Source organism: Mesorhizobium sp. C089B (assembly GCF_030323125.1).
GTDB lineage: Bacteria > Pseudomonadota > Alphaproteobacteria > Rhizobiales > Rhizobiaceae > Mesorhizobium.
The window spans coordinates 2,383,813-2,409,344 of sequence record NZ_CP100469.1 but is presented as its reverse complement, the minus strand read 5'-3'; the positions used below and the strand labels follow the sequence as shown (position 1 = coordinate 2,409,344).

The following is a 25,532-nucleotide window of genomic DNA, read 5'->3' as shown; positions in this document are numbered from 1 at the left end:
CGTGTTTCGAACCAGCGACATAGTCCTGATCGCCGTCATGGTCTCGGCCGCGGCCCTGACCTACAAGGCCAAGCGCGAGGCCGAGGAACAGCTGGCTTCGGTGCAGAAGATCGAGGCGCAGATCCGCTATGAGGAGGACACGATCGACCTGCTCAAGGCCGACTGGAGCCTGCTGACCCAGCCGTCGCGCCTGCAGAAGCTGGCTGAAATCTACAAATCGCAGCTCGCACTCGAGCCGGTCAATGCGCGGCAGATCGTCGGGCTCGACGACCTGCCGGCAAAACCGCTCAACATCGAGGACCTGTCGTCGCAACGGCTTGGCGGCATGGCCGACAATTCCGGCAAAGGACCAGCCGACAAGGATCCCGTGGTCACCGGAGCCATCGTCCAATGATCGCTGGATTTCCAATGCGCGCCAAACTTCCGTCGGTCGGCAAATTGCTGAAGCGCCGCGCACGGACCGGCGAGGACGGCTCCATCGTGGTCGAAGGCGCGCGCAAGGCGACCGGCGGCAAGGCCAAGACCCGCATCGTGATGACGATGGCGGTGTTCTTCGGCATCTATTCGACCATCGCCGGGCGGCTGGTCTATCTCGGTTTCCAGTCCCCCGACATGTCGAATGGGCCGCAAAGCCGGGTGACGGCGTCGCGTCCCGACATCATCGACCGCAACGGCGAGGTGCTGGCGACCGACATCAAGACGGCATCGCTGTTTGCCGAGCCGCGCCGCATCGTCGATGCCGACGAGGCGATCGAAAAGCTGTCGACCATTCTGCCAGATATCGACCCCGAGCAGACCTATCACAAGCTGAAAAGCGGCGCCGGCTTCGTCTGGCTGCAGCGGCAGCTGACGCCCAAGCAGCAGGCCGACATCATGCAGCTCGGCATTCCCGGAATCGGCTTTCGCACCGAAAAGCGCCGCTTCTATCCTGCCGGCGTGACCTCGTCCTACATTGTCGGCCTCACCAACATCGACAATCAGGGCATCTCCGGCATGGAGAAGTACATTGACGAGCAGGGCCTGAGCGACCTGCAGGCCTCAGGCTTGGCGATCGCCAAGGATCTGAAGCCGGTTCAGCTGTCGATCGACCTGCGCGTCCAGCATGTGGTGCGCGACGAGATTGCCGCCGGCCTCGAGCGCTATCGCGCCATGGGCGCCGGCGCCGTCGTGCTCAACATCAAGACCGGCGAGGTGGTGGCGATGGCCTCGGTGCCGGATTTCGATCCGAACAATCCCTTCAATGCGCAGGACAAGGATCGGCTGAACCGCATGTCGGCCGGCCTCTACGAGATGGGATCGACATTCAAGAGCTTCACCTCGGCCATGGCACTCGATTCCGGCAAAGCGAATATGAACAGCCGTTTCGACGCCTCGCACCCAATCCGGGTCGGCCATCAGGCCATCCACGATTTCCACGGCAAGAACCGCGTGCTGTCATTGCCGGAGGTGTTCCTTTACTCCTCCAATATCGGATCGGCCCGTGAGGCCGAAATGGTCGGCATCGAGGGGCACCGCGAATTCCTGCATCGCCTTGGCCTTCTGGACAGGATGCAGACCGAACTGCCTGAAGTCGCCCGCCCGACCGAACCGAAGGTCTGGAAGCAGGTCAACTCCTTCACCATCGCCTTCGGCCATGGCGTGTCGACGACGCCGCTGCAGGCGGCCGTCGGCTGCGCGGCGCTGATGCAGGGCTACCTGATCCCGCCGACTTTCCTGGTCCGCAGCGAGCAGGATGCCATGGCGGTGGCCAAGAGAGTGGTCAGCGAAAAGACTGTGGAGGGCATGCGCTACCTCTATACGCTCAATGCCGAGAAGGGCTCGGCCAGAAACGCCAGGGCCCCCGGCTACCGCGTTGGCGGCAAGACCGGAACCGCCGAGAAGGTGATCAATGGCCGCTACTCGAAGGAACTGAATTTCAACACCTTCGTCGCTGCCTTCCCGATGGACGATCCGCAATATCTGGTGTTTACGATCGCTGACGCTCCGCACCCGGAAAAGCCCGGGATGACCGACGTCGCCGCCAACAATGCGGGTGTCATGGCCGGAAACATCATCAGGCGGGCAGCCGCCATGCTTGGCGTGAAGCCAGATTTCAGCCATGAAAATGGCGCAACGCTGGTTTCCTATCAGTGATTCTTAGGGCGCGCCGGCAACTGCGCGCCATTTTGTTGAGATAAACGGGGTTCGATGCACCTGAGAGATTTAGCCGGTATCCTGCCTGTCGAGGGAACATCTTCCCGCGATGTGGAGGTAACCGGGATTTCGTCGGATTCCCGCACGGTCAAGACCGGCGTGGTCTTTTTCGCGCTCGCCGGCAGCAAGGCGGATGGTTCGGCCTATGCCGCCGATGCGGCAAAGCGCGGCGCAGCGGCGGTTGTCGTGGGCAAGGCCAGCGCCGTTTCCGGCCTGTCCGTCCCGGTGCTCAGCGTCGACGACCCACGCCTGGCGCTGGCGCTGAGCGCGGCACGTTTCTTCGGCAGCCAGCCGGAGACCATGGTCGCGGTTACCGGCACCGCAGGCAAGACCTCGGTCGCCGCCTTCACCAGGCAGATCTGGGAGCAGGCCGGCTTTGCCGCCGCGTCCATTGGCACCACCGGCGTGGTGGCGCCGGGCCGCAACGATTACGGTTCGTTGACCACACCCGATCCAGTGGCTTTGCACCAGTTGCTCAAGGAATTGGCGGAGGCCGGCGTCACACACGCCTCGATGGAGGCTTCCAGCCATGGTCTCGACCAGCGCCGTCTCGATGGCGTCAAGCTCGCCGCGGGCGGTTTCACCAATCTCGGCCGCGACCATATGGACTATCATCCGACGGTCGAGGACTACCATCGCGCCAAATTGCGCCTGTTCGACACGCTGCTGCCGAAAGGCGCGCCGGCGGTCATCTTTGCCGACGATCCGTGGTCGGCGCCGACCATCCAGGCTGCGCAGGCCGCGGGGCTCAATGTGCTGACTGTCGGCCGCCATGGCGATTTCCTGCGCCTGAAGCGGGTCGAGCACGAGCGCCACCGCCAGCGCGCCGAGGTCGAAGCTGACGGCGTGCTCTACGAGATCGACCTGCCGCTCGCCGGCGACTTCCAGATCGCCAATGCCCTGGTTTCGGCCGGGCTGGCCATTTCCACCGGAACGCCGGTCGCCAAAGCTTTGATGGCGTTGGAGAAACTTCAGGGGCACCGGGACGGCTCGACCTTGTCGGCGCCACCGCCAATGGCGCGCCCGTCTATGTCGACTATGCCCACAAGCCGGATGCGCTGGAAAATGTGCTGGCCGCCGTGCGCCCGTTCACCACCGGTCGCGTCATCGTCGTGTTCGGCTGCGGCGGCGACCGCGACCGGGGCAAGCGGCCGATCATGGGCGAAATCGCCACGCGGCTGGCCGACGTCGTCATCGTCACCGACGACAATCCGCGCTCGGAAGTGCCGGAAACGATCCGTGCCGCGATCCTGGCAGCCGCGCCCCGCGCGATTGAAATCGGCGACCGCCGCAAGGCGATCCACGAAGCGGTCGCCATGCTCAAAGCGGGCGATACGCTGATCGTTGCCGGCAAGGGCCATGAAGAGGGCCAGACCATCGGCGCCGAGACGTTTCCCTTCTCCGACCACGAGGAAGTCCGCTCGGCGCTGCGGGAGCGGGCCGCATGAGCGTGCTCTGGACTTCCGAGGCGCTGGTCGACGCCATGGGCGGTCGGCCGCTCGGGCCGATGCCGGAGGGAATTTCGGGGATCTCGATCGACAGCCGCAGCCTGCAGCCGGGCGACGCCTTCTTCGCCATCAAGGGCGAGGCGATGGACGGCCATGACTTCGCGACCGCGGCGATCAAGGCCGGCGCCGGCGTTCTGGTCGTCGCCGAGGGCAAATTGCCGTCGCTTGGGCGGCTGACGGCGCCGATGATCGTCGTGCAGGATGTGCTGGCAGCACTGGAGAAACTCGGTGTTGCCGCCCGCGCCCGTTCCAGCGCAAAAATCATCGCGGTGACCGGATCGGCCGGCAAGACCACCACCAAGGAGGCGCTGCGTCATGTGCTGTCGGCCGTCGGCACGGTGCATGCTTCGGCGCAGTCCTTCAACAATCATTGGGGCGTGCCGCTGACGCTGGCGCGCATGCCCGGCGATTGCGACTATGCGGTGTTCGAGATCGGCATGAACCATCCCGGCGAGATCCGGCCGTTGGTCAAGATGGTCCGGCCGCATGTCGCCATCGTCACGATGATTGCCGCCGCGCATCTCGGCTTCTTTAGAAATCTCGACGAGATCGCCAAGGCCAAGGCCGAGATTTTCGAAGGTATCGAGCCCGGCGGTGCGGCCTTGCTCAACCGCGACGATGCGCGCTGGAAGCTGCTCGACAAGATGGCGCGGACCGCCGGCGTCGAACATGTCTTTGGCTTCGGCGAGAATGCGCGGTCGACCTACAAGCTGACCAAATGCGAGCTGCATGCCGATCATTCCGACATCACCGCCAGGATCGGCGGGCAGGATGTAGTTGCCCGGATCGGCGCGCCCGGCCGCCACATGGTGCAGAATGTGCTCGCCGTTCTTGGCGCGGCGTATCTCGTTGAAGCTGACATCGCAAAGGTGGCAGAAGCGCTGGCCGATCTGTCGGCCGAGCGTGGCCGTGGGAAGCGCCATGTGCTTCGCCATCCCAAGGGACCGATCACGCTGATCGATGAGAGCTACAACGCCAATCCGGCCTCGATGGCTGCTGCCATGGCACTGCTCAACGCGACGCCTGTCACGGGCGAGGGCCGGCGCATCGCCGTGCTCGGCGACATGCTCGAACTGGGCGACCATTCGGCCAAGCTGCATGCAGCCCTGGCCGAACTGATCGTCGGGACCGGCACGCACACGGTCTTTCTCGGCGGCCCGGAAATGCGGGCGCTGGCAGACATCCTGCCCGACGAGATCAAAACGGAATACCGCGCCGGCGCCGAGGAATTGAAGCCGCTGCTGCTGTCGACGCTAGAGGCAGGCGACGTGGTGATGATCAAATCGTCGAAAGGCATCGGCTTTTCAAAGCTGGTCGAGGCCTTGCTCGGCAAATATCCGGCGGAAGCCGCAGGCACGAAACAGAACTAGTCCGGGGAACGGAATCGTATGTTTACATTGCTCGTCGATTTTGCGGACAAGGTCTCGGTCTTCAATGTCTTCCGCTACATAACTTTCCGCACCGGCGGTGCGCTGATCACCTCGGCGCTGATCGTCTTCATCTTCGGGCCGACCATCATCAATTCGCTTAGGCTGCGGCAAGGCAAGGGCCAGCCGATCCGCGCCGATGGCCCGCAGACGCATTTCAAGAAGGCCGGCACGCCGACGATGGGCGGGCTGATGATCCTGTGCGGCATCGTCGGCTCGTCGCTTCTATGGGCGAACCTCTCCTCGATCTATGTCTGGGTGGTGCTCTTGGTGACGCTGGGCTTCGGTTCGATCGGCTTTTACGACGACTATCTCAAGGTAACCAAGCAGTCGCATCTCGGCTTTTCCGGCAAGGCGCGGCTGGCGCTGGAATTCGTCATCGCCGGCATTGCCGCCTGGGCGATCATGCATAATGGCCAGGCGCCGTTCTCATCGTCGCTGACTTTCCCCTTCGCCAAGGAATTCATCATCAATCTCGGCTGGTTCTTCGTGCCGTTCTCCTGCTTCGTCATTGTCGGCGCCGGCAATGCGGTGAATTTGACCGATGGCCTCGACGGGCTGGCGATCGTGCCGATCATGATTGCGGCGGCATCCTTCGGCGTCATCGCCTATCTCTCCGGCAACGCGGTGTTCGCCGAATACCTGCAGATCCATTTCGTGCCCGGCACCGGCGAGCTGGCCGTCGTGCTCGGCGCCGTCATCGGCGCCGGCCTCGGCTTCCTCTGGTTCAACGCGCCACCGGCGGCGATCTTCATGGGCGACACCGGTTCGCTGGCCATGGGCGGCCTGATCGGTACGGTCGCGGTTGCCACCAAGCACGAGATCGTGCTGGTCATCGTCGGCGGATTGTTTGTCGTGGAAATCCTGTCGGTCATCATCCAGGTCGGCTACTTCAAGATGACCGGCAAGCGCGTGTTCCTGATGGCGCCGATCCATCATCATTTCGAAAAGCTCGGCTGGACCGAAAGCCAGGTGGTGATCCGCTTCTGGATCATCGCCGTCATCCTGGCGCTGGTCGGCCTGTCGACCCTCAAGCTGAGATAGGAACCCGCTTGATCCCCGCCGCATCCTTTTCGGGCAAACGCGTTTCGCTCTTCGGGCTCGGTGGCTCGGGGATCGCCACGGCGCGCGCGCTGATCGAGGGCGGCGCCGACGTGCTTGCCTGGGACGACAATCCCGATAGCGTCGCCAAGGCTGCTGACCAAGGCATTGCGACCGCCGATCTGCGCGGCGCCGACTGGTCGAAATTCTCGGCCTTCGTGCTCTCGCCCGGCGTGCCGCTGACGCATCCCAAGCCGCACTGGACGGTGGAGTTGGCGCGTGGCTCCGGCGTCGAGGTGATCGGCGATATCGAATTGTTCTGCCGCGAGCGGATTGCGCGCGCGCCTGATGCGCCGTTCATCGCTATCACCGGCACCAACGGCAAGTCGACGACCACGGCGTTGACCGCGCATATCCTCAAATCGGCAGGGCGCGACACGCAGATGGGCGGCAATATCGGCCGGGCCATCATGACGCTCGATCCACCGCAGGCTGACCGGGACTATGTCGTCGAGTGTTCGTCCTACCAGATCGATCTCGCGCCCTCGATCAACCCGACGGCCGGCATCCTGCTCAACCTGACGCCCGACCATCTCGACCGCCACGGCACCATGCAGCATTACGCTTCGATCAAGGAGCGGCTGGTTGCCGGCAGCGAGACGGCGATCGTCGGCGTTGACGATTCCTGGTGCGCGCAGATCGCTGACCGGCTGGAGAGGGCGGGCCGGGAGGTGATCCGCATCTCCAAGCGGCTGCCGCTGACCGACGGTTATTTCGCAGACGGTTCCGATCTGATGGAAGCCGTCCATGGCCGCTACAGCCGCGTCGCCTTCCTCGAAGGCATCGGTTCGTTGCGCGGCCAGCACAATGCGCAGAACGCGCTTGCCGCTGTTGCCGCCTGCCTCAGGGTCGGCTTGAGCCTGGGCGAGATCCAGGCGGGACTGGAGAGCTTTCCAGGCCTCGCGCATCGCATGGAGCAGGTCGGACGCAAGGACCACGTGCTGTTTGTCAACGATTCCAAGGCGACCAATGCCGATGCGGCGGCACCCGCGCTGTCGAGCTTCCCGCGCATCTACTGGATCGCCGGCGGACTGCCCAAGGAAGGCGGCATCGAGCCGCTGCGCGGTTTCTTCCCACGCATCGCCAAGGCCTATCTGATCGGCGAGGCGGCGCCCGCGTTCTCGGCGACGCTCGGCGAAGCCGTGCCCTATGAAATCTCGGGCACGCTGGCCGCCGCGGTCGACCATGCCGCGAAAGACGCGGCCAAGGATGACAGCGGCGAGGCGGTGGTGCTGCTGTCGCCGGCCTGCGCCAGTTTCGACCAGTTCAAGAATTTCGAAGTTCGCGGCGAAGCCTTCAGGCAAGCTGCGAATGCTATCGAGGGCGTGAAACCCATCGGAGGGGCACGATAATGCAAAGCCGTCTCGACAAAAGCCCGGTTGCAACCTGGTGGTGGACGATCGATCGCTGGTTCCTGGCGGCGTTCCTGTCGCTGATGGGGCTTGGCATCGTCTTGTCCTTTGCGGCAAGCCCGGCGGTGGCCGAACGCATCGGCCTCGACAGTTTCCACTTTGCCACCAGGCAGATCATCTTCACCGTGCCGGCGCTCGGCGTGATGCTGGCAGTGTCCTTCCTGGAATCGCGGCAGATCCGGCGCATGGCGCTGATCATCCTGGGCATCATGCTGGTGCTGATGGTGGCCGTGCTCTATATCGGCGTCGAGGTGAAAGGCGCGCGGCGCTGGGTGTCGTTTGTCGGCATGTCGATCCAGCCGTCGGAATTCCTGAAACCCGCTTTCGTCATCGTCTGCGCCTGGCTGTTCGCCGAACACAAGCGCCAGCCCGACATTCCGGGCAATTTGTTTGCCATGCTGCTACTGATCCTGGTCATCTCGCTTCTGGTGGCGCAGCCCGATCTCGGCCAGACCATGCTGGTGACCGGCACTTGGGGCGTCATGTTCTTCATGGCCGGCCTGCCCTGGCTATGGATCATCGCGCTTGGCGCCACCGGCGCCGGCGGCCTGTTTGCCGCTTATACGGTGTTCCCGCACGTCGCCGCCCGCATCGACAAATTCCTGACCGGCGAAGGCGACACGTTCCAGGTCGACATGGGCCGCGAGGCGCTGATCAACGGCCACTGGTTCGGCGTCGGGCCGGGCGAGGGCACGGTCAAGCGGGTCATTCCCGACGCGCATGCCGACTTCGTGTTTTCGGTCGCCGGCGAAGAGTTCGGGCTGATCATGTGCTTCTTCATCATGTCGATCTTCGCCTTCATCGTGCTGCGCGGCTTGAGCACGGCATTGAAGGAACATGATGATTTCACCCGCTACGCCGTCGGCGGTCTCGTCACCGTGTTCGGCCTGCAGTCGGTCATCAACATGTGCGTCAACCTGCAACTGATGCCGGCCAAGGGCATGACGCTGCCTTTCATCTCCTATGGCGGCTCCTCGCAGATCGCCATTGCCATCTCGATGGGCATGGTGCTGGCGCTGACCCGCAAGCGACCGGAAAAGCGCAAGCAGATGGGCTTTGCCCTGTCGCAGCGCGCCCTGCCGGCGGAGTGATATGGCGCGGGGTGTGATCCTTCTCGCGGCTGGCGGAACCGGTGGACATCTGTTTCCGGCCGAGGCGCTGGCGCATGAGCTGATCGAGCGCGGCTGGGGCGTGCATCTGGCGACGGACGACCGCGCCGAGCGCTTTGCCGGCCATTTCCCGGCCGCCGCCATCCATCCGATCCAGTCGGCGACGATGGGCTCGAAAAACCCTGTCGCGCTGCTTGGCGCGTTCTGGAAGATCTGGCGCGGCGTGCGCCAGGCCTCCGCCGTCATGGCCAGGATCAAGCCTGATGCGGTCGTCGGCTTTGGCGGTTATCCGACCTTGCCACCGCTCTATGCCGCGACGCGGCGCAAGCTGCCGACGCTGATCCATGAGCAGAACGCAGTGATGGGCCGCGCCAACCGGGCGCTGTCCGGGCGCGTCGATGCCATTGCCGGCGGCTTCCTGCCGCAAGATGAAAGTGCCACAGGCGCCAAGACGGTGACGACAGGCAATCCGGTCAGGCCGCCAATCCTGGAGGCGGCCAAGACGCCTTACACCGCATCCAAAGGGCGGATCCGTTCAGGCTCCTGGTGTTCGGCGGCAGCCAGGGCGCGCAGTTCTTTTCCGACGCCATGCCGACGGCGATCGCACTTCTGCCGGAGGCGCAGCGCAAGCGGCTGGTGATCACCCAGCAGGCCCGCGCCGACGACGTGGCGCGGGTGAAGGCTGGCTATGCGGCACTCGGCGTCCATGTCGAGGTCTCGCCCTTCTTCACCGACATGGCACAGCGCATGGGCGCGGCGCATCTGGTGATCTCGCGTTCCGGCGCCTCGACGGTCTCGGAGATCGCCGTCATCGGCCGGCCGGCGCTGCTGGTGCCTTATCCCTATGCGCTGGATCACGATCAGGCGGCGAACGCAGCCGCCCTTGCCGCGGCGGGCGGCGGCGAGGTGCATCCGCAATCGTCGCTGTCGCCGGAGCGCATCGCGGCTCTCATTGGCGGGCTGATGGACAATCCCGAGCGGCTGACGGCCATGGCTGCCGGAGCGAAGTCGGCTGGCCGGCCGAATGCGGCACGGTTGCTCGCTGATCTCACAGAGGCTATTGCGTCCAGAAAAACCGTTTCGGATTACAGGAAAGGGACGCATTGATGAAGATGCCGCAGACCATCGGCCTTGTGCATTTCATCGGCATTGGCGGCATCGGCATGAGCGGCATCGCCGAGGTTCTGCACAATCTCGGCTACAAGGTGCAGGGCTCCGACCAGTCCGATAGCGCCAATGTGCAGAGGCTGCGCGACAAGGGCATCGAATGCTTTGTCGGCCACAAGGCCGAGAATATCGGCGCCGCCGAAGTGGTGGTCGTCTCCACCGCGATCAAGAAATCCAATCCCGAGCTGAAGGCCGCGCGGGAGAAGTTGCTCCCAATTGTCCGCCGCGCCGAAATGCTGGCCGAACTGATGCGCTTCCGCCAGGCGGTTGCGATCGGTGGCACGCATGGCAAGACAACAACCACGTCGATGGTGGCGACGCTGCTCGATGCCGGCGGGCTCGACCCGACGGTGATCAATGGCGGCATCATCAATGCCTATGGCACCAATGCCCGTATGGGCGATGGCGAGTGGATGGTGGTCGAAGCCGACGAAAGCGACGGCACCTTCCTCAAGCTGCCGGCCGAGATCGCCGTCGTCACAAACATCGATCCCGAGCATCTGGACCATTATGGCAGTTTCGACAAGGTGCGCGAGGCGTTCCGGCAATTCGTCGAGAACGTGCCGTTCTACGGTTTTGGCGTGATGTGCACCGACCATCCGGAAGTACAGGCGCTGGTCAGCCGTATCGAGGACCGCCGCGTCATCACCTATGGCGAGAACGCGCAGGCCGATGTGCGTTTCACCAACCACCGCATGGCCGGTGCCGTCTCGGCATTCGACGTGGTGATCCGCGACCGCAAGACCGGCGGCCAGACGACGATATCTGATCTGCGGCTGCCGATGCCCGGCCGCCACAACGTCTCCAACGCCACCGCCGCAATCGCGGTCGCGCATGAACTCGGCCTGTCGGCCGAAGCGATCAAGAAAGGGCTGTCGTCCTTTGCCGGCGTCAAGCGGCGCTTCACCCACACCGGCTCGTGGAACGGCGTCGACATCTTCGACGATTACGGCCACCACCCGGTCGAGATCACGGCGGTGTTGAAAGCGGCGCGCAGCGCCACCAAGGGCCGCGTCATCGCCATTGCGCAGCCGCACCGCTTCACCCGGCTGCACGATCTGTTCGACGAGTTTTCGGTCTGTTTCAACGATGCCGACACGGTGATGGTGGCGCCGGTCTATGCGGCGGGCGAGGAGCCGATCGACGGCGTGACCTCGGAGGCGCTGGTGTCGCGCATCCGCTCCGGCGGCCATCGCGATGCGCGCTACGTCGAAACCCCTGCCGCGATTTCGCCCGTCATTCGCGCGTTGGCGAAGCCGGGCGACTTCGTCATCTTCCTCGGCGCCGGCAACATCACCCAATGGGCCTATGCGCTGCCTGGGGAACTCGGCGGTACCGTCTCATGATGCGCGGCCAGGACCTGCTCGACAAACTTGGCGACCGGCTTGCCGGCCTGCGCGGCCGCATCACGCCCAATGCCGAGATGGACAAGATCACCTGGTTCCGCGCCGGCGGTCTGGCGGACGCCCTGTTCCAGCCGGCCGACGAGGAGGATCTGGCTGCCTTCCTGCGCGCCGTGCCGGAGGACATCCCGCTCACCATCGTCGGTGTCGGCTCCAACCTTCTGGTGCGCGACGGCGGTATTCCGGGTTTCGTCATCCGGCTTTCGGCCAAGGGCTTTGGCGAGGCCGAGGTGGTTTCGCCGACCGTCATCAAGGCCGGTGCTGCGACGCCCGACAAGCGCGTCGCGGCCGTCGCTTATGAGGCCGGTATTGGCGGCTTTCATTTCTATCACGGTATTCCCGGCGCCATCGGCGGGGCGCTGAGGATGAATGCCGGCGCCAATGGCGTCGAGACGCGGGAACGTGTCGTCGAGGTTCGGGCGCTCGACCGCAAGGGCAATCTCCACACCCTCAGCAATGAAGACATGGGCTATGCCTATCGTCACTCGGCCGCACCTGCCGGGCTGATCTTCACCTCCGCGGTTTTCGAAGGTGTTCTGGAAGACCAGGAGGCGATCAAGGCGGCTATGGACGCCGTCCAGACGCATCGCGAGACGGTGCAGCCGATCCGCGAGAAGACCGGCGGCTCGACCTTCAAGAATCCGGAAGGCACCTCGGCCTGGAAGGAAATCGACAAGGCCGGCTGCCGCGGGCTGATGATCGGCGGCGCGCAGATGTCGCCGATGCACTGCAACTTCATGATCAACACCGGAACAGCGACCGGATACGACCTCGAATATCTCGGCGAGACGGTGCGCGCCCGCGTGCTTGAAAATTCAGGCATCCGCCTGCAGTGGGAAATCAAGCGGCTCGGTAATTTCCGCCCCGGCCATGCCGTGCAGGAATTCCTCGGACAGCTTCTTTAGCGCAAGCTGAAGTTCATGTGATGCTTGAACTTCAAACGGTCTGAAACAACAGCGCCACCGTTGCTCCAAAGACTCACAACACGCTTTTTCCGGCCGTTTTCGCGGAAAGTGAATCTGTCGGAATCATAAGCACTTGCCAGCGAATCAACTCTCTGATTCTCTGCCTTAAAGCGTTTCCTGATTTGAGTCGTTCGACGCGTCGACCGCGTTTTCCGTCTGGGGGGCAACCTGCCGGGAGACTCGGACTCAATCTGGTCGCTGAATGCGTGGTTGCGGGCCCGCCGTGAGAGGGATGACGGGATATGAAGAACAAGCATGTGGCTGTCCTCCTGGGCGGATTCTCGTCCGAGCGGCCCGTGTCTCTGTCTTCGGGAAAGGCGTGTGCGGATGCGCTTGAGAATGAAGGCTACCAGGTTACCCGCGTCGATGTTGCGCGCGATGTCGGCGCCGTGCTCACCGAACTCAAGCCCGATGTCGTCTTCAACGCACTGCACGGCCCGTTCGGTGAAGACGGCACCATCCAGGGCATCCTCGAATATCTGGCCATTCCCTACACCCATTCGGGCGTGCTCGCCTCGGCGCTCGCCATGAACAAGGAACAAGCCAAGAAGGTCGCCAAGGCTGCCGGCATCGCGGTGGCGGAATCGAAGGTTGCCAGCCGCTTTGCCATCCAGAACAAGCATCCGATGAAGCCGCCCTACGTGGTCAAGCCGGTCAATGAAGGCTCAAGCTTCGGCGTCGTCATCGTGCATGAAGGGCAGTCGCATCCGCCGCAGGTCATCGGCTCGTCCGAATGGAAATATGGCGAGACCGTCATGGTCGAGCGCTACATCCATGGGCGCGAGCTGACCTGCGCCGTCATGGGCGACGTGGCGCTCGGCGTCTGCGAGATCATTCCGACCGGCCATTCCTTCTACGACTATGATTCAAAATACGTCGCCGGCGGATCAAAACACGAAATCCCTGCTAAAATTTCATCAAATATTTACCAAAAAATACAGACACTGGCGCTCAAGGCACATCTGGCTATCGGCTGCCGGGGCGTTTCCCGATCGGACTTCCGCTATGACGACCGTCACTCCGAAAACGGCGAGATTGTCTGGCTCGAGATCAACACTCAGCCGGGCATGACGCCGACGTCTTTGGTGCCTGAAATCGCCGCCCAGGCCGGGCACTCGTTTGGCGAATTGTTGAGTTGGATGGTGGAGGACGCTTCGTGTCTGCGTTGAAATGGGGACAGGACAAGGGCAGGGGCGGCGCCGGGCCGGCGCTGTTCGGCATGCCGTTGTCGTTCGACCATTTCGTGCTGCCGCGCGTGCTGCGCCGGCCGGTGCGCGTGCTGGCGCGCCTGGGCGGCGGCGACTTCGTCGCGCCGCGCTTTTCCGCGGCCATCCTGTCGGCTTCGCTCATTGCATCAAGCAGCCTCTATGGCGCCATTCTCGGCGGTCATGCCGACGACATCGTCCAGAGCATCACCGCCCGGACCGGCTTTGCCGTCGACCAGATCAAGGTGGTCGGCAACCGCCAGACTTCGGAGATCGACATACTGGACCGGCTCGAGCTCGACGGCTGGACGTCACTGATCGGCTTCGATGCCGAGGCCGCGCGTGAACGTATTGATACCTTGCCCTGGGTCGAAGTGGCGGCGGTGCGCAAGGTCTATCCACATACGCTGGAAGTGCGTGTCGAGGAGCGCGAGCCCTTCGCGCTCTGGCAGCAGGGCGCGGAGCTTTCGGTCATCGAACGCTCCGGCGCGGTGATCGCGCCGTTCTCCGGCGGCAAGCAGGCGCTGCTGCCGCTGATCATCGGCACCGGCGCGCCGGCCAAGGCCCCCGACTTCGTGGCCAAGATCAACAAATTTCCCGAGCTCGCGGCTCGGGTCAAAGGCTATATCCGCATCGGCGAACGGCGCTGGGACCTTAAGCTGGAAAACGGCATCACGATCAAGCTGCCCGAGGATGGCGAGGATCAGGCGATCGCCGATCTGGTTCGGATGGACCACGACAACGGGCTTCTGACGCGGGACATCGCCGCCGTCGACATGCGCATCTCCGATCGCCTGGTGGTGCAGCTGACGCCGGAAGCGGCGACGCAGCGCCAGGCCGCGCTCAATGAAAAGCCGCAAAATCTGAAGCGCAAGTCGGGGACGAAGATATGAGCTGGCTTGGCGGCAAGAGCGATGCCTCTTCGCGGCGTTCCGGCACGCTCACCGTGCTGGATGTCGGCTCAAGCAAGGTTTGCTGCGTGGTGGCGAAACTGAAGCCGCGCGAGGACGGCAAGCTGTTGCGCGGCCGCTCGCACCGCATCCAGGTGATCGGCATCGGCCACCAGAAATCGCAAGGCGTGAAGTCGGGCGTGGTCGTCGATCTCGACCGCGCGGAGCACGCCATTCGCCTGTCCGTCGACGCAGCCGAACGCATGGCGGGACTGACCGTGGATTCGCTGATCGTCAACATGACGGCCGGCCGGCTGAAGAGCGAAACATATTCGGCCACCATCAATCTCGGTGGCCATCAGGCCGACGAAGCCGACATCAAGCGCGTGCTTGCCGCCGGCGCCAAGCAGGCGCTCAAGGCCGAACGCGACGTGATCCATTCGCTGCCCGTCGGCTTTTCGCTGGACGCCGAGCGCGGCGTGCGCGATCCGCGCGGCATGGTCGGCGACCAACTCGGCGTCGATATGCATGTGCTGACGGGCGATGCCGCGCCGCTGCGCAATCTGGAGCTCTGCATCAACCGCTCGCATCTTTCGGTCGAGCGCATGGTGGCGACGCCCTATGCCAGCGGGCTTGCGGCCCTGGTCGACGACGAACTGGAAATGGGTGCGGCCTGCATCGACATGGGCGGCGGCACGACGACCATCTCGGTGTTTTCGGAAGGCAAATTCGTCCACGCCGATGCCATTGCCATCGGCGGCAATCATGTGACGCTCGATATGGCCAAGGGCCTGTCGACCTCGCTCGACGCCGCGGAGCGGCTGAAGGTGATGCATGGTTCGGCGCTGCCTGGCAGTGCCGACGATCGCGACCTGGTCTCGATCCAGCCGATCGGCGAAGACGGCGAGATGCCGCTGCAGATCCCGCGCTCGGTGATGACGCGCGTCATCCGCGCCCGCATCGACGAGACGCTGGAACTGTTGCGCGACCGGCTGAACAAGTCGGGCTACGGCAATGCCGTGGGAAAACGCGTCGTGCTGACCGGCGGCGCCAGCCAGCTTGCGGGTCTCCCCGAGGCGGCGCGCCGCATTCTGGGACGCAATGTGCGCATCGGACGCCCGCTCGGCGTGGCGGGCCTGCCGGAAGCTGCCAAGGGGCCGGCTTTCTCGACGGCGGTCGGGCTGCTGATCTATCCGCAGATGGCGAGCTTCGAGAGCCATCCGGCGAAAGGAATTTCCGGTCTCAGGATGACCGGGACGGGCGGAAAACTGCATCGCATGAGTCAGTGGTTGAGAGACAGTTTCTAATTGACGGGGACAGCCCCATAGGCGGCCGCGGCGGCGAAGCGGCGGGAAAGGCAAAGGACGGAGACAATGACGATCAATCTGCAAAAGCCGGACATCACCGAGCTCAAGCCGCGGATCACCGTATTCGGTGTCGGCGGCGGCGGCGGCAATGCCGTCAACAACATGATCACCGCGGGCTTGCGCGGTGTCGAGTTCGTCGTGGCCAACACCGATGCACAGGCGCTGACCATGTCGAAGGCCGAGCGGCTGATCCAGCTCGGCGCGCATGTCACCGAGGGGCTCGGCGCCGGCTCGCAGCCTGAAGTGGGCCGTGCGGCGGCGGAAGAGTGCATCGATGAGATCATCGATCATCTCTCCAACACCCATATGTGCTTCGTCACCGCCGGTATGGGTGGCGGCACCGGAACCGGTGCGGCTCCCGTGGTTGCCCGCGCGGCGCGCGAACGGGGTATCCTCACCGTCGGCGTCGTCACCAAGCCGTTCCATTTCGAAGGCCAGCGCCGCATGAAGACGGCGGATCTCGGCATCGAGGAGCTGCAGAAATGTGTCGATACCCTGATCGTCATCCCCAACCAGAACCTGTTCCGGCTGGCCAATGACAAGACCACCTTTGCCGACGCCTTCGCCATGGCCGACCAGGTGCTCTACTCCGGTGTTGCCTGCATCACCGACCTGATGGTCAAGGAAGGTCTGATCAATCTCGACTTCGCCGACGTGCGTTCGGTGATGCGCGAAATGGGCAAGGCGATGATGGGCACCGGCGAAGCTTCGGGCGAGGGCCGCGCGATGGCCGCCGCCGAGGCGGCGATCGCCAATCCGTTGCTCGACGAGACCTCGATGAGGGGCGCCAAGGGCCTGCTGATCTCGATCACCGGCGGCCGCGACCTAACCCTGTTCGAAGTCGACGAGGCCGCGACCCGCATCCGCGAGGAAGTCGATCAGGACGCCAACATCATCCTCGGCGCCACCTTCGACGAGGAACTCGAAGGCGTCATCCGCGTCTCGGTGGTCGCCACCGGCATCGACAAATCGGCAGCTGAAATTGCCGCGGCGCCGATCTCGATCCGGGCCGTGCCCCCGCAGCAGAAGCCGGTCAGCCGCCCAGCGGCTCCGGGGGCGGAAGGCCGTCCGGCACCGGTCCAGCAGCAGACCTATGAGCAGCGCGCGGCCGATCCGGTGGCCGAGGCGATCCAGCTTGCCGAGGCCAATGCGGCGGCAATGGCTCGTCCGGCGCCGATGGCCCAGGCGGAAGATTTCCGCCCGCAGAGCAAGATCTTCCAGGCCCCGCCTGCCCAGCCGCAGCCTGTCGTGCAGCAGGTGATGCAACCGGCGCCGATGCGGGAAATGCCGCAGCCGGTGGCTGCCGCACCGCAGCGCATGCCGCGGGTGGAGGATTTTCCGCCTGTGGTGCGGGCCGAGGTGGAAGCCAAGGGCCGTCCGGCCGACCATGAAAACAGCGGGCCGATGGGGCTGCTCAAGCGGCTGACCAACGGGCTGACGCGCCGCGAAGAAGAGCCGGCCCGGTTGCAGCCGGCACAGCCGCGCGAACCGAAACTGCGCCAGGCGGCGCCGGAAATGCGCCGCCTTGCCAGCCAGGATCCGCAGCTTTACGCGCCGCGCCGCGGCCAGCTCGACGATCAGGGCCGGTTGACGCCGCAGACCAGGTCGACCCAGGAAGACGACCAGCTGGAGATACCGGCTTTCCTGCGCCGCCAGGCCAACTGAGCCGTTAACGGTATGTAACACTTGTTAACAGGCAGACGAGAGATTGTCTGCCTGTTAACGTTTAAAGGGGTTTAATAACAAGGCGTTACGATGTGACGCTCAAGGTCTGTCGCGGTTACACAGAGTAAGAAACCGTGATTTGGAGTCTCCCTGACAGACCATTATCTTTGCCGCAGCACTTTCGGTGTGCTGGGATTCGGGGAAGTGGCCCTGCCTGCCGATAAAAAAAGAGCCGCGCCTTTTGGGTTAAAGCGGACTTAGGCGTTTGGGCTATGGGGTTTGTCTTGCAAGACTATCAGACGACACTGAAATCGCGTGCAACGCTGACCGGTACCGGCGTTCACAGCGGCAAACCGGTCACCGTCAATTTCCTCCCTGCGGACGCCGACACCGGCGTGCTCTTCCACCTTTCGAACGGAAGCGAGAGCCGCGAGTTCCGCGCGCTGGTTGCTGAAGTCGGCGCGACCGATCTCTGCACCATGCTCGGCGATCCGGCAGGCGAGCATATCGCCACCGTCGAACATCTGATGGCGACGCTTTTCGGGCTCGGCATCGACAACATCGTCATCGAGATCGACGGTCATGAGGTTCCGATCCTCGATGGCAGTGCGGTGGCGTTCGTGGAAGCCATCGACCAGGCCGGCATCGAGACGCTGGCGGTCAAGCGCCGCTACATCAGGGTGGTCAAGCCCGTCCGCATCGAGAATGGCGCGTCCTGGGCCGAGTTCAGGCCCTATAGCGGCACGCGCTTCGAGGTCGAGATCGATTTCGAAAGCCCGGCGATCGGCCGCCAGCTATTCGCCTCCGACATCAACCCCGACATCTTTCGCCAGGATATCGCGCGCGCCCGCACCTTCGGCTTCATGAAGGATGTCGAGCGGCTGTGGGCGGCCGGCTATGCGCTGGGCTCCTCGCTGGAGAACTCGCTGGTGATCGGCGACGACAACCGGGTGATCAACATGGGCGGCCTGCGCTACCCCAATGAGTTCGCTCGCCACAAGACGATGGACGCGATGGGCGATCTGGCGCTGGCCGGCGCCCGTTTCATCGGTTGTTTCCGCTCCTATCGCGGCGGTCACCGGATGAATGCGGCTGCTTTGCGGCGGCTTCTGTCCGACCGTTCGGCCTTCGAGGTCGTCGAGACCACGCGCCGCGAGCGCGGCCGCACCGCCGAGATGAGCGCCGTCACCGGCCCTGTCTTTGCACCTTGGGTGATCTGATTCTTAACGTATTTCTGGCTTTCTGAACGCTGGCCGGTGTTGCACGGATGCATCACCGGCCGTGAAAGTGCATAGCTTTCCGGGCAACACCAAGCCGCCACAAAAATGTGCGATTGGCTAGACATAGCGTTGCTGGGCAAGGCAGTTATGGTTTATGGCTGCTGCCGTCTGTTAGGCGCATGTCGCTCAAAGGTGGGATCAGTTTTGAGGGAACGCCATGCGAAAGGCATTGAACTAACGCCGAAAGGGCGCAATCCAATCATGTTCTTCAAGCGAGTTGGTCAATCGAAAGCGCCGTATCGGGCTGTTTTCCTGGCGCTTTCGGTGGTTGTGCCATCGCTGTTCCTCTCGGCCTGCATGTCGTCCGAGAAAGACGTCGACCTGTCGACCTATGTCGACCAGACCGAACCGGCCGACGTCCTTTACAATCAAGGCCTTGCCAATCTCAATGCCGGCCGCCTGGATGAGGCGAGCAAGAAGTTCGACGCCGTCGACCGCCAGCACCCCTATTCGGAATTCGCCCGCAAGTCGATGGTGATGGGCGCCTTCGCCGACTACCGCGCCGGCCGTTATGACGAAGCGATCGGCTCGGCAAAGCGCTATCTGACGCTTTATCCGTCGACCGACGACGCGGCTTACGCCCAGTATATTATCGGGCTGAGCTACTACAAGCAGATCAAGGACGTCACCCAGGATCAGAAGGAAGCACGCCAGACCGTGCAGACGATGCAGGATCTGGTGACGCGCTGGCCGACGTCGGAATATGTCGACGACGCCAAGGAAAAGATCCGTTTCGCCAACGACCAGCTGGCCGGCAAAGAGATGCAGATCGGCCGCTATTATCTCGAGCGGCGCGAATACATTGCTGCCGTCAAGCGCTTCCGCAACGTGGTCGAGAACTATTCCAACACCCGCCATGTCGAAGAGGCGCTGGCGCGTCTGGCCGAAAGCTACTACGCGATGGGCTTGACCTCGGAAGCGCAAACCGCCGCTGCGGTGCTCGGCACCAATTATCCCGACAGCCAATGGTACAAGGATACCTACAAGCTGTTGCAGAGCAACGGGCTTGAGCCGCGCGAGAATGCCGGATCGTGGATATCCAAGGCCGGCAAGCTGATCACCGGCGCCTGACGCCCGAGCATCGACTGAGGCGGAACGCGCTTTTCGGATTGATCCGACGCTCAAACAAAAAGATAGTGCGGCGCTGCGACTCCATCGGTCGCATGCCGCTTCACAGCGGTTCAGTGGTTTGATTGAGGCGCTGAACCGTCCTAACTTTTTGTTCTACGCAATTCCGGACGGAAAACCGCTACGCACTTTTCCTGGAATTGCTTGAGGTCCGGGTTCTGATGCTTTCCAGACTGTCGATCCGCGATATCGTCCTGATCGAGAAGCTGGATATCGACTTCCAGCCCGGCCTTTCCGTGCTGACCGGTGAAACCGGCGCCGGCAAATCCATCCTTCTCGACGCGCTGTCGCTGGCGCTTGGCGCCCGCGGCGACGCCTCGCTGGTGCGGCACGGTGCTGCCCAGGGCCAGGTCATTGCCGTCTTCGATGTGCCGCGCAACCACCCGGTGCGCGCGCTGCTGGCCGAGAACGCCATCGAGGATGACGGCGACATCATCCTGCGCCGGCTGCAGACGTCGGATGGCCGTACTCGTGTCTTCGTCAACGACCAGCCGTCCAGCGTCACGCTGATGCGCGACATCGGCCACGCGCTGGTCGAGATCCACGGCCAGCATGACGAGCGCGCCCTGGTCGATCCAGGCGCGCATCGCGAATTGCTGGACAGTTTTGGCGGCCATCTCGGTGCCGCCCGCGCGACCGGCGAGGCGTGGCGCTACTGGCGCGGCGCCGAGCAGGAGTTTGCCAGGCACCGCGCCAAGGTCGAGGCAGCGGCGCGCGAGGCCGATTATCTCAGGGCCTCGGTGGCGGAACTGGCAAAGCTCGATCCGCAGCCCGGCGAAGAGACGCAACTGGCCGAATTGCGCGCCACGATGATGCGGGCCGAAAAGATCGCCTCGGAAATACACGATGCGCAGGATGTGCTGTCAGGCCCGTCCTCGCCACTGCCGCAACTGGCCAGTTTGCTCAGGCGCCTGCAGCGCAAGGCCAGCGAAGCGCCGGGCCTGCTCGAGGATGTGGTGAAGTCGCTGGATGAGGCGATGCTGTCGCTGGATGCCGCGCAATCGGGCGTCGAGGCGGCATTGCGCGCCACCGAATACGACCCGCAGCGGCTGGAGAAGGCGGAAGAGCGGCTGTTTTCGCTGCGTGCGGCCTCACGTAAGCACAGTGTGGCCGTTGACGATTTGGCGCAACTGCGCGACACCATGTCCGCCGATCTCGCCGATCTTGATGCCGGCGAGGGGCGCCTGCATGTCCTGGAAAAGCAGGCCTCAGCGGCGCGAGAAGCCTACGATATTTCCGCAGCCCAGCTCTCCGCCCTTCGCCATGCGGCCGCGGTCGGCCTGACCAAGGCTGTGATGGCCGAATTGCCGGCGCTGAAGCTGGAACGGGCTGAGTTCATCGTCGAACTGGCCAGCGATGGCGAGAACCGCATGGAAGAAGGCATCGACCAGGTCGAGTTCTGGGTGCGCACCAATCCCGGCACCAGGCCTGGGCCGATGATGAAGGTCGCCTCCGGCGGCGAGCTGTCGCGCTTCCTGCTGGCGCTCAAGGTGGCGCTGGCCGACCGTGGCTCGGCGCCGACATTGGTCTTCGACGAGATCGACACCGGCGTCGGCGGCGCCGTGGCCGATGCGATCGGCCAAAGGCTGGCCAGGCTGTCGAAGCGCGTGCAGGTGCTGTCGGTCACGCATGCTCCGCAAGTGGCGGCACGTGCTGCGACGCATTTCCTGATCTCCAAATCCGGCGGCTCGGACAAGGTCGCCACCGGCATCGCCGAAATGGACCGGGCGGCGCGCCAGGAAGAGATCGCGCGCATGTTGGCCGGCGCTACCATCACCGACGAGGCGCGCGCAGCCGCGGAACGGCTGCTGCGCGAGAATATTGCTGCAGCGTAGTCGTCGCAAGGCTTTCGGACTGAGTCAGGATATGGCTCCATCCCGCTGTTCAGGAATGCTTTTTCCGAAATCCTGATTTATGGTGCCTCGCCACTGTCCAGGGACCGCTGCATGTCTGAAAAACCAGTCGAATCGTTGAGCGAAAGCGAAGCCGCGGATGAGCTCCAGCGGCTGGCCGAGGAGATCGCCGGTCATGACCGGCGCTATCATGCCGAGGACGCGCCGACGATTACGGACGCAGAATATGACGCGCTGCGGCGGCGCAATCTTGCCATCGAGGAGCGCTTTCCCGGTCTGGTGCGCGAGGATTCGCCCTCGCTGCGGGTCGGCGCCGCGCCGGCGGAAGGCTTTGCCAAGGTGCGCCATGCGGTGCCGATGCTCAGCCTCGCCAAGGCCTACACAGACGAGGACGTCACCGATTTCATCGAGCGTGGCCGGCGCTTCTTCGACCGCGACAAGGACCTCGACATCGCGTTTACGGCCGAGCCGAAGATCGACGGCCTGTCGGCGTCGCTGCGCTATGAACGCGGTGTGTTCGTGCAGGGTGCTACGCGCGGCGACGGCACTGTAGGCGAGGACATCACCGCCAATCTCAGGACCATCGCCGACATCCCCGCCAAGCTGAAAGGATCGGGCTGGCCCGAGACCATCGAGATCCGCGGCGAGGTCTACATGACCTATGCGGAATTCGAGGCACTGAAGGCCCGCTCGGCGGCGGTGGGCGGCCAGGACTATGTCAATCCGCGCAATACGGCAGCGGGCTCCTTGCGACAGAAGGATGCGTCCGTCACCGCCAGCCGCAATCTTAAATTTTTTGCCTATGCCTGGGGCTATACGACAGCGGATCCGGCGCCGACCCAATATGATTCGGTGCAGAAATTCGCCGAATGGGGGTTCAAGGTCAGCCCATTGATGGTGCGGGCGAAGTCTGTCGAGGAGCTGATCGCGCACTACCACAAGATCGAGGAGCTGCGTTCGTCGCTCGGCTACGACATCGACGGTGTCGTCTACAAGGTCGACCAGCTGGAATTGCAGCGTCGCTGGGGCTTTGTCACCGGCGAGCCGCGCTGGGCGGTTGCGCATAAATTCCCGGCCGAACAGGCGATGACGACGGTGCAGAAGATCGACATCCAGGTCGGCCGTACCGGTACGCTGGCGCCGGTGGCGCGGCTGGCGCCGGTCACGGTTGGCGGCGTGGTGGTCGAAAACGTCACGCTGCACAATGAGGACTACATCAAGGGCTTTGACAGCAACGGCTTGCCGATTCGCGACGGCATCGATGTCCGCATCGGTGACACGGTTGTCATACAACGGGCGGGCGATGTCATTCCGCAGATCGTCAGCGTCGTCGTCGACAAGCGGCCGGCTGATGCGGTGCCTTACGAATTCCCGCACATTTGTCCGGTCTGCGGCTCGCCGGCGACGCGCGAAATCAACGAGAAGACCGGCAAGGAGGATTCGCGCCGGCGCTGCACCGGCGAGCTGATCTGCGCCGCGCAGGCCGTGGAGCGGCTGCGTCATTTCGTGTCGCGCGGCGCGCTCGACATCGAGGGGCTGGGCGCCGAGAATATCGACCTGTTCTTCAATTCGGGACTGGTCAAGACCGCCGCCGATATCTTCACCCTCAGGGATCGCCGCCCGGCCGTCACCAGGGCGCTGGCCGAGCGGCGCGAGGAGCAGGCTAGGCAGCGCGAGGCGGCATCGGGCAAGGCGCGCAAGAATGTGCGCGGTGTCGAGAACCGCAATTATGAAGGCCTCGACAAGCTGTTCGCGGCCATCGATTCGCGCCGCGAGCCGGAGCTCGACCGCTTCATCTTCGCACTCGGCATCCGCCATATCGGCGAAACGACGGCGGCCGTGCTTGCCCGGACGTTTTCGACCATCGAGGAGCTGATCCGCGTCGGCAAGGAAACGGCGGCGGCTGAGGATCCGCACAGCGTCTTCCCCTCCATCAACGGCATTGGCGACACGGTGATCGACGCGTTGCGCGATTTCTTCGGCAATGAACGCAATGACGACGTGCTCGACAGACTGCTCGAACAGGTCAAGCCGAAGCCGTATGTCGTCACCGTGTCGACCGACAGCGAGGTTGCCGGCAAGACCATCGTCTTCACCGGCACGCTGGAAAAGATGACACGCTCCGAAGCCAAGGCGATGGCCGAACGGCTGGGCGCCAAGGTGGCGGGTTCGGTGTCGGCGAAGACCGATCTGCTGGTGGCCGGGCCGGGCGCTGGCTCCAAACTGAAGCAGGCCAGCGAACTCGGCGTCGAAGTCATCGACGAGGACACATGGCTGCAACGGGTCGGCAAGGCATGACCGCCGGTTCGTTCAAAGGGTTCGGGCAAAAGGCCATACCGTTCCTCAAGGCGCTCGACTTCCACCAGAGCCGCGAATGGTTCCAGGAAAACCGCGCGCTTTACGACAGCGAGTTGCATGAGCCGTTCTGCGATCTGGTCGAGACGCTGACCGAGCGCTTCGCGGCGGCGGGTCTGGGCTTGCGCGGAGACCGCAAGAAGTCACTGTTTCGCATCAACCGCGACGTGCGCTTCGCCAAGGACAAGCGGCCCTACAACCAGCATTTGTCGGCCATGCTGTCGCCGGATGGCACCAAGATGGAGCAGGGCGTGTTCTTCGTCTATGTCGGGATCGACCGCTGCTTTGCCGATGTCGCCTGGTGGAATCCGGAGCCGTCCCTGCTGCTGGCGATGCGCAAGGCGATCGTCGCCCGGCCGGCCGAGTTCCGAAAACTGCTCTCAACGCTGAAGAAAAACGGCTTCGAACTTGAAACCGAGGGCCGCATGAAGCGCACGCCGCGCGGCTTCGAGCAGGTCAACGAACCCGATCTTGTCGACGCCATCCGCAACCGGCACTTCTATGTCCAGCACATGATCGATCCGGCTGGAATTCACGCGCCGACGCTGGTCGACGAGCTTGTCGATTTCGCCTTGCGCGCCAAGCCGCTGCTTGACTGGGGCAGGGCGATCCAGGGCACGGCACCGCGGAGCTAAATCAGCCCGGCGCACTGCACGGCTACATCCGCATCAAAAGACCGCCGTCGACTGCCAGTTCGATGCCGGTGATGTAGCTTGCCGCATCGGAAAGCAGGAATAGCGCGGCATTGGCCATGTCCTGCGGCGTGCCGATGCGGCCGAGCGGCGCATAATTGGCAACGGCCGCGCGTTTCTCTTCGGTGTCCCAGCGCGCCTGCAGCGGCGTCAACGCCATTCCCGGGCAGATCGAATTGGAGCGGATGCCATCGCCCGCCAACTGCATGGCGAGCGACTTCGACAGCGCACAGACGCCGGCCTTCGATGCCTGGTAGGCATCCTGCGGGGTCGGATCGCCGCGATACCACTGGATGGTGGAGAAGTGCACCATGGCGCCGCCGCGTCCGCCGGCCCGCATATGCGGAACCACCGCCCGCGCGGTGTGGACGAAGGATTTCAGATTGATGTTGAAGACCTGATCCCAGACATCAAGGTCCATCTCGAGGGCCGACTTGTCGCGGCCGAACCAGAGCACGCCTGCGACATTGGCGAGATAATCGATGCCGCCGCGCTTGCGGCCCGCGGCGTTGATGGTCTGCTCGACAAAGGCGGCGTCGGTGAGGTCGCCCTGGGCAAAGGTGAGCCGGTCGTCATAGGCGGCAAGCGACGCCGGACGCGGCTTGACGTCGATGGCGGTGACCGAGGCGCCGGCCTCGAGCAGCGCCAGCGAGATCGCCTCGCCCATACCGCCACCGGCGCCGGTGACGACCGCGTGCCTGCCGGTGAAATCATAAGCGATCATCCGAACCCCTCATTTTTTACAACATCAGTTTCGCTGATTTGTTGGCTCAAGCGAATTCGTCTGACTTTTCAAACGCCGGCTCCTACAT

General features: G+C 63.8%; 18 protein-coding genes and 2 pseudogenes. 19 read left to right on the top strand and 1 reads right to left on the bottom strand.

What is annotated here, in order from left to right; all coding sequences use genetic code 11:
- The first annotated feature begins 1 nt into the window (after position 1).
- From ftsL to NLY44_RS12075, 19 genes and pseudogenes are all read left to right on the top strand, one after another.
- Entirely contained in the window at positions 2-394 is a 393-nt protein-coding gene (ftsL, locus tag NLY44_RS12165) for a cell division protein FtsL (RefSeq protein WP_023682142.1), read from the top strand.
- A 14-nt stretch (positions 395-408) separates the two neighbouring features.
- Positions 409-2,133 carry a peptidoglycan D,D-transpeptidase FtsI family protein gene (locus NLY44_RS12160; RefSeq protein WP_023735969.1) on the top strand — a complete coding sequence of 575 codons (1,725 nt, stop codon included), beginning with the start codon at positions 409-411 and terminating at the stop codon, positions 2,131-2,133.
- 54 nt (positions 2,134-2,187) lie between these two features.
- A pseudogene (locus NLY44_RS12155) lies at positions 2,188-3,641 on the top strand (UDP-N-acetylmuramoyl-L-alanyl-D-glutamate--2,6-diaminopimelate ligase).
- Positions 3,638-5,071, top strand: a complete 1,434-nt coding sequence (locus tag NLY44_RS12150; protein ID WP_023804329.1) for a UDP-N-acetylmuramoylalanyl-D-glutamyl-2,6-diaminopimelate--D-alanyl-D-alanine ligase — start codon at positions 3,638-3,640, stop codon at positions 5,069-5,071. The pseudogene NLY44_RS12155 and the gene NLY44_RS12150 overlap by 4 nt, the downstream one beginning before the upstream one ends.
- Before the next feature lie 18 nt (positions 5,072-5,089).
- Positions 5,090-6,172, top strand: coding sequence for a phospho-N-acetylmuramoyl-pentapeptide-transferase (gene mraY / locus NLY44_RS12145; protein ID WP_023668273.1), 1,083 nt, complete (start codon positions 5,090-5,092; stop codon positions 6,170-6,172).
- Between the two features lie 8 nt (positions 6,173-6,180).
- Complete coding sequence (murD, locus tag NLY44_RS12140) at positions 6,181-7,581, top strand: UDP-N-acetylmuramoyl-L-alanine--D-glutamate ligase (RefSeq protein ID WP_023735965.1); 1,401 nt, start codon at positions 6,181-6,183, stop codon at positions 7,579-7,581.
- Positions 7,581-8,732 (top strand): putative lipid II flippase FtsW, encoded by a 1,152-nt coding sequence (ftsW, locus tag NLY44_RS12135; protein WP_023668275.1) that lies wholly within the window; start codon positions 7,581-7,583, stop codon positions 8,730-8,732. Before murD ends, ftsW begins: the two co-directional genes overlap by 1 nt.
- Position 8,733: 1 nt before the next feature.
- Positions 8,734-9,857: pseudogene (gene murG / locus NLY44_RS12130) on the top strand (undecaprenyldiphospho-muramoylpentapeptide beta-N-acetylglucosaminyltransferase).
- Positions 9,857-11,263 carry a UDP-N-acetylmuramate--L-alanine ligase gene (murC, locus tag NLY44_RS12125; RefSeq protein WP_023804331.1) on the top strand — a complete coding sequence of 469 codons (1,407 nt, stop codon included), beginning with the start codon at positions 9,857-9,859 and terminating at the stop codon, positions 11,261-11,263. The pseudogene murG and the gene murC overlap by 1 nt, the downstream one beginning before the upstream one ends.
- Entirely contained in the window at positions 11,260-12,225 is a 966-nt protein-coding gene (murB, locus tag NLY44_RS12120) for a UDP-N-acetylmuramate dehydrogenase (protein WP_027050618.1), read from the top strand. The genes murC and murB overlap by 4 nt, the downstream gene beginning before the upstream one ends.
- Positions 12,226-12,527: 302 nt before the next feature.
- The gene (locus tag NLY44_RS12115; protein ID WP_023668279.1) at positions 12,528-13,454 is read left to right on the top strand and encodes a D-alanine--D-alanine ligase; all 927 of its coding nucleotides are present in this window, start codon (positions 12,528-12,530) and stop codon (positions 13,452-13,454) included.
- The gene (locus tag NLY44_RS12110; RefSeq protein WP_023688033.1) at positions 13,442-14,383 is read left to right on the top strand and encodes a cell division protein FtsQ/DivIB; all 942 of its coding nucleotides are present in this window, start codon (positions 13,442-13,444) and stop codon (positions 14,381-14,383) included. Before NLY44_RS12115 ends, NLY44_RS12110 begins: the two co-directional genes overlap by 13 nt.
- Positions 14,380-15,687: a cell division protein FtsA gene (ftsA, locus tag NLY44_RS12105; RefSeq protein ID WP_023668281.1), complete on the top strand. Its 1,308-nt coding sequence runs from the start codon at positions 14,380-14,382 to the stop codon at positions 15,685-15,687. The genes NLY44_RS12110 and ftsA overlap by 4 nt, the downstream gene beginning before the upstream one ends.
- A 66-nt stretch (positions 15,688-15,753) precedes the next feature.
- Complete coding sequence (gene ftsZ / locus NLY44_RS12100) at positions 15,754-17,412, top strand: cell division protein FtsZ (protein WP_023705548.1); 1,659 nt, start codon at positions 15,754-15,756, stop codon at positions 17,410-17,412.
- Positions 17,413-17,684: 272 nt separating this feature from the next.
- On the top strand, positions 17,685-18,632 hold the full coding sequence (lpxC, locus tag NLY44_RS12095; protein WP_023668283.1) for a UDP-3-O-acyl-N-acetylglucosamine deacetylase: 948 nt from the start codon (positions 17,685-17,687) through the stop codon (positions 18,630-18,632).
- Between the two features lie 261 nt (positions 18,633-18,893).
- Positions 18,894-19,763, top strand: a complete 870-nt coding sequence (locus NLY44_RS12090) for an outer membrane protein assembly factor BamD (protein ID WP_023668284.1) — start codon at positions 18,894-18,896, stop codon at positions 19,761-19,763.
- 218 nt (positions 19,764-19,981) lie between these two features.
- Positions 19,982-21,655, top strand: a complete 1,674-nt coding sequence (gene recN, locus NLY44_RS12085; protein ID WP_023804332.1) for a DNA repair protein RecN — start codon at positions 19,982-19,984, stop codon at positions 21,653-21,655.
- Between the two features lie 111 nt (positions 21,656-21,766).
- On the top strand, positions 21,767-23,971 hold the full coding sequence (gene ligA, locus NLY44_RS12080; RefSeq protein ID WP_023804333.1) for an NAD-dependent DNA ligase LigA: 2,205 nt from the start codon (positions 21,767-21,769) through the stop codon (positions 23,969-23,971).
- Positions 23,968-24,663 (top strand): DUF2461 domain-containing protein, encoded by a 696-nt coding sequence (locus NLY44_RS12075; RefSeq protein WP_023682130.1) that lies wholly within the window; start codon positions 23,968-23,970, stop codon positions 24,661-24,663. Before ligA ends, NLY44_RS12075 begins: the two co-directional genes overlap by 4 nt.
- A gap of 22 nt (positions 24,664-24,685) precedes the next feature.
- Here the strand turns inward: NLY44_RS12075 and NLY44_RS12070 are convergent, their stop codons facing one another.
- Complete coding sequence (locus tag NLY44_RS12070) at positions 24,686-25,444, bottom strand: SDR family NAD(P)-dependent oxidoreductase (RefSeq protein ID WP_023688040.1); 759 nt, start codon at positions 25,442-25,444, stop codon at positions 24,686-24,688.
- Between the last annotated feature and the right edge of the window lie 88 nt (positions 25,445-25,532).